5 protein-coding genes are annotated in these 4,124 nt (G+C 74.6%); 2 read left to right on the top strand and 3 right to left on the bottom strand.

The genetic code is table 11. The annotated features are described in order from the left end of the window. On the bottom strand, positions 1 to 881 hold an 881-nt coding region (locus IEZ00_RS37360; RefSeq protein WP_373293225.1), incomplete at its 3' end, for a TolB family protein. A 124-nt stretch (positions 882 to 1,005) separates the two neighbouring features. Next, the gene (locus tag IEZ00_RS30260; protein WP_189226774.1) at positions 1,006 to 2,250 is read right to left on the bottom strand and encodes an ANTAR domain-containing protein; all 1,245 of its coding nucleotides are present in this window, start codon (positions 2,248 to 2,250) and stop codon (positions 1,006 to 1,008) included. A gap of 204 nt (positions 2,251 to 2,454) precedes the next feature. Between IEZ00_RS30260 and ligD the strand changes: the two genes are divergently transcribed. Beyond that, positions 2,455 to 3,435 carry a non-homologous end-joining DNA ligase gene (ligD, locus tag IEZ00_RS30255; protein ID WP_229796234.1) on the top strand — a complete coding sequence of 327 codons (981 nt, stop codon included), beginning with the start codon at positions 2,455 to 2,457 and terminating at the stop codon, positions 3,433 to 3,435. A gap of 5 nt (positions 3,436 to 3,440) precedes the next feature. Here the strand turns inward: ligD and IEZ00_RS30250 are convergent, their stop codons facing one another. Next, complete coding sequence (locus IEZ00_RS30250; protein WP_189226773.1) at positions 3,441 to 3,692, bottom strand: HC3 family zinc finger protein; 252 nt, start codon at positions 3,690 to 3,692, stop codon at positions 3,441 to 3,443. Between the two features lie 175 nt (positions 3,693 to 3,867). On the opposite strand from IEZ00_RS30250, the gene IEZ00_RS37355 reads away from it, so the two are divergent. After that, positions 3,868 to 4,124, top strand: a 257-nt coding sequence (locus IEZ00_RS37355; RefSeq protein WP_229796233.1) for a helix-turn-helix domain-containing protein, incomplete at its 3' end; no start/stop codon positions are given.

Raw genomic sequence — 4,124 nt, 5'->3', positions numbered from 1 at the left:
AACGGGATGTCGCGCACCGCCCCGGACAGGTCGCGGCGGCGGATGCGGCCGTCAGCGGTGTAGAGGGCGGAGTCGCCGGTCCAGGTGGCGGCGAACCCGAACACGTCCTCGCCGTCGGTGAGCTGCCGCTCCCCCAGCACCAGGTCCGCCCTGGGGCCGCGGACCAGGGTGTAGCTGGGCACGCCGCCCGGCCCGAAGGCGGGTCCGTGCACCCGTCCGCCCTCGGGGGCGGTGACCAGTCGCGTGCGCTGCCCGCTGCCGACGGCCACGACGTCGATCGCGGTTTCGTTGACCGCGAAGACGATCTTCGTTCCATCGGGGGACCAGCGCGGCGCGGCCACCTCGTCCGCCGGGTCGGTGGCCACCGGGGTGATCCCGCCGGAGGCGAGGTCGAGCAACCAGAGCCCGTAGCTGCCGCCCCGGTCGCTGGTGAACGCCACCGTGCCGCCGTCGGGCGAGAACACCGGTTCCCGGTGGTCGTGCTCGCCCGTGGTCAGCTGCCGCGGTTCACCGCCGTCCGCGTCCACGACCCACAGGTGGAAGTTGCCGTCCCGGTACGACTGGAACACCAGGCCGCGACCGTCGGGCGACCAGGAGGGCAGCGTCGCGTCCTGCAGGTCCCCGGTCAGCCTGCGCGCCCGGCCGCCCGTCGCGGGCAGCACCCAGATCGCGGTCACCAGGTCGATCGCCAAGCGCGTCCCGTCCGGGGACAGCGCGGCGGAGGTGTTGGTGCCCTCCCGCAGCACCACACCGCCCCGGCCACCGGGATCGGTCTGCGCCGCCGCGGCCACCCGCGAACCCGCTCCGGCCACCCCGAGCCCCGCTGCGGCCTGACCGCCGCGCACGAGGAAGTCCCGGCGTGAGAAGTCCTGTGGTGACAAGCGAACCACTCCCCCGACGCAGCCGTAATCCCGCATTGGGACCACGTTGCCCGTGCTGGTGGCGTGGTGCATCGCCCATACGGGCGCTGTTCTCACTCCACCGGGTGTCCCTTCGGGACGGCGATCAGCGCTGCCCGTTTCGGTGGGTGGCCGCCCTCGCGCGGCCGTGCAGGTCCTCCAGCGCGTCCAGGACCGTGGTCTGCTCGTGCCACTCCAGCCACTGCCCCGCCTGGCAGGCGATGTCGTCGAGCTGACCCCGCTCGACGGCCGAGGGCACGTGCTCGGCGCGGGTGTGGCAGGTGGACACCACGCCGAGGCAACGCCGGGAGGGCGCGAGCAGCGGCGTGCTCTGCACGGCCCTGATGCCCGCACCGAGCATGACCTCCTGCACGCGCTTGCTCGTCAGCACCGTGCTGTCCGCGATGTCGTGGAACACCACGCGGGTCCGGCGCTCCAGCGCCAACGCGCACGAGGTGCTCCCGCCGTCGACGTGGGCGAGCAGGTCGGCCAGCTCCGCGGTGAAACCCCGGTACCGCTCCAGCCGCAGCCCGCCGATACCGGTGTCGACCAGCTGCAGGTAGCCGATGGCGGTCGCGGTGCACGTCAGCGCGGTGTCCAGCACGGCGTCCAGCAGCGAGGGCAGGGTGTGCGTGCGGCGACGCCCCGAGGCGGGGAACATCGTCGCGGGCGCGGGGAAGCGCACCCGGTGGGGGAACCACAGCGCGGCCCCTCCCGTGGCCGGGGGCGGCGCGTTGAGCACGGCGGCGGCCACCATGCGCATCTTCAGGTTGTACCGCTGGGACGCTTCGCGCAGCAGGCGGCGGGCGGTGTCCTCGTCGGGCAGCCGGTAGCGCTCCTGGAGCACGCCCAGCGCGCGGGCCAGCAGCGGTCGGGTGCGCAGCTTGGCGCGCAGGTCGCCGATCTCGCGGCGCAGCCGGTGCAGTTCGTCGGGGGTCACGTCGACCACGCCCGAGTCGGCCGCGCGGTAGAAGGTCCGGCGCAGGGCGGCGGCCTGCGCGCCGACCGCGTCGTCGAGCTCGTCGTAGGTCTCCAGGACGTCGGCGACCCTGACCGCGCGCAGCACCCGCCGCACTTCGGCGCTGGCCACCAGGCGCAGCCTGCGGGCGGTGCCGGAGAGGCGGTCGGCGATCTCCAGCAGGACGCGCACGCCCGCCGCGGTGATGAGGCCGACTTCGCTCAGGTCGAGGATGACGTCGCCGCCCTGGGTCCCGACGAAGGCGGTGAGCTCGGTCCGGAACGACGTGCTGGCCTCGGCGTCGATCTCGCCGATGACCACCAGGACACCTTCCGCGGCCGGGTGGGCGGACGGTGTCTGCCGTAAGTTGAGCCTGCGGGACGTGAAAGCCATGCGTCACCCTTCCACGCTGCCGGGTGCGGCGCGACACCCATCACACTGCCGGCTCCGCGAACTGCGGGTAGCCCCAGGGGTTCCGGCGGCGCAACGGGCGTGCGCCCTTCGGGTGAAGCCGGTTCCGGTGCCGCGGGGACGCTCGGGTCGCCGCCTCCGGGATTGTCGATGAGGATGACTCTCGGGACGTGCGGGAGGTGACCGGTGGCGCGTGCGGCGAAGGCGGTGGACCGCCTGCCTGATCCCGTCCCGCCGATGCTCGCCGTGCCGGGCGAGCCGCCCGCCGGGCGCGGCTGGTCGGTGGAGTTCGCGTGGGACGGCTACCGCGCGGTGGCCCACTGCGCGGGCGCGCGAGTGCGCGTGCTCGGCCGCAACGGGCTGGACCTGCTGGGCCGGTTCCCGGAGCTGGGTGTGCTGCCCGAACTGCTGTGCGGGCGCACCGCGGTGCTCGACGGCGAGATCGTCGCGCTGGGGCCGGACCGGCGGCCGGACTTCCGCCTGCTGCAGCAGCGCACCCGCTCCGAGGCGGGCATCCGCGCGCTGCGCCCCGCACCGGCCGCGTTCTACGCCTTCGACCTGCTGCGCCTGGACGGGCGGTCGCTGCTGGAGCTGCCCTACACCACCCGGCGGGCCGTGCTCACCGGGCTGGAGCTGCCCGGTGAGCACGCCGTGCAGGTGCCGCCCAGCTTCCCCGACGCCGACCCGGCGACCTTGCTGCGGGTCGCCGGGCAGCACGGGCTGGCGGGCGTGGTGGCCAAGCTGTCCTCGTCGCGCTACGAACCCGGCCGCCGCTCGGCGGCGTGGGTGCAGACCACGTTGCGGCGGACGCGGGACGTCGTGGTGGGCGGCTGGCGGCCGGACCGGGGAGCGCACCCGGACACCGTGGGGTCGTTGCTGCTGGGCGCGCACGGCGACACGGGGCTGGTCTACGTCGGGCAGGTGGGCACCGGGTTCGCCGACCGGCTGCTGGGTGATCTGGACCGGTGCCTGGCGCGGCTGGAGCGGCGCACCAGCCCGTTCACCGAGCCGCTGCCGGACGGGCTCGGCCACGGCGCGCGCTGGGTCCGGCCGGTGCTGGTGGGCGAGGTGGAGTTCGACCGGTGGAGCGCTGAGGGGCGGCTGCGGCGCCCCTGGTGGCGGGGTCTGCGGGCCGACCGCGACCCCGGAGAGGTCCGCCTGCCCTGACCCGCTCACCGGCCCGCCAGCACCGGGGAGCCGGGACGCTGCCGGGGGAAGGAGGGAATGCCCTCGCGCTTGCGCCACTCGGCGTCGCAGGAGCGGCAGGTGGGCCAGCAGCCGTCGGGGAAGGCGGGCGGGGTGACGCGGGGTACGGTCACCGGCACGCCGCACAGCGTCCGCCCCCGCTGGTCCGCCGTCAGCGCGTCGGGAATGGCGTGGCGGAGCCCTTCGTGGGGCAGCCACCGGAATTCGCGGATGCCCATGGGACCACCCCTTCCCGGTACGCGCGGAACTCCCGCACCGAAGCCAGCGAGAGCAACTTATCGCCGATAGTTATCGCGGCGGTATCGTTCGATCGAGTAGAGAACCGCACTACGCTGTGTGCCGCTTCCCCTCCGTCCGGCCCAGTCCCCTCACCCGCAGGGAGCAGCACCCCCCATGGTCGACAGCCCGCATCCCGGTCCGCTCTCCAGCACGGTCCAGGCGTGGGAGCTGGGACTGCGGTTGCGCGAGCACCGGGAGCGGTTGGGGCTGACCGCGGCGCACGTGGGCCGCACCACCGGCATCGGCGGGACCAACCTGTCCGCCATCGAGGCGGGCAAGCGCAGGTTGACCGCCGCCAAGCTGCGCGACCTCGTCGCCGTCTACGACCCGCCCCCGGACGAGCGGGCCGAGCTGGAGGCGCTGCGGGAGCA

It is taken from the genome of Saccharothrix coeruleofusca, from assembly GCF_014648515.1.
GTDB classification, from domain to species: Bacteria; Actinomycetota; Actinomycetes; order Mycobacteriales; family Pseudonocardiaceae; genus Actinosynnema; species Actinosynnema coeruleofuscum.
The sequence above is the reverse complement of the archived record's forward strand: the minus strand, read 5'-3'. Positions and strand labels throughout refer to the sequence as shown.

Coding starts and splice junctions, on each gene's coding strand:
- IEZ00_RS30260 (WP_189226774.1), bottom strand. CDS start 2,250: ATGGCTTTCACGTCCCGCAGGCTCAACTTACGGCAGACACCGTCCGCC.
- IEZ00_RS30250 (WP_189226773.1), bottom strand. CDS start 3,692: ATGGGCATCCGCGAATTCCGGTGGCTGCCCCACGAAGGGCTCCGCCAC.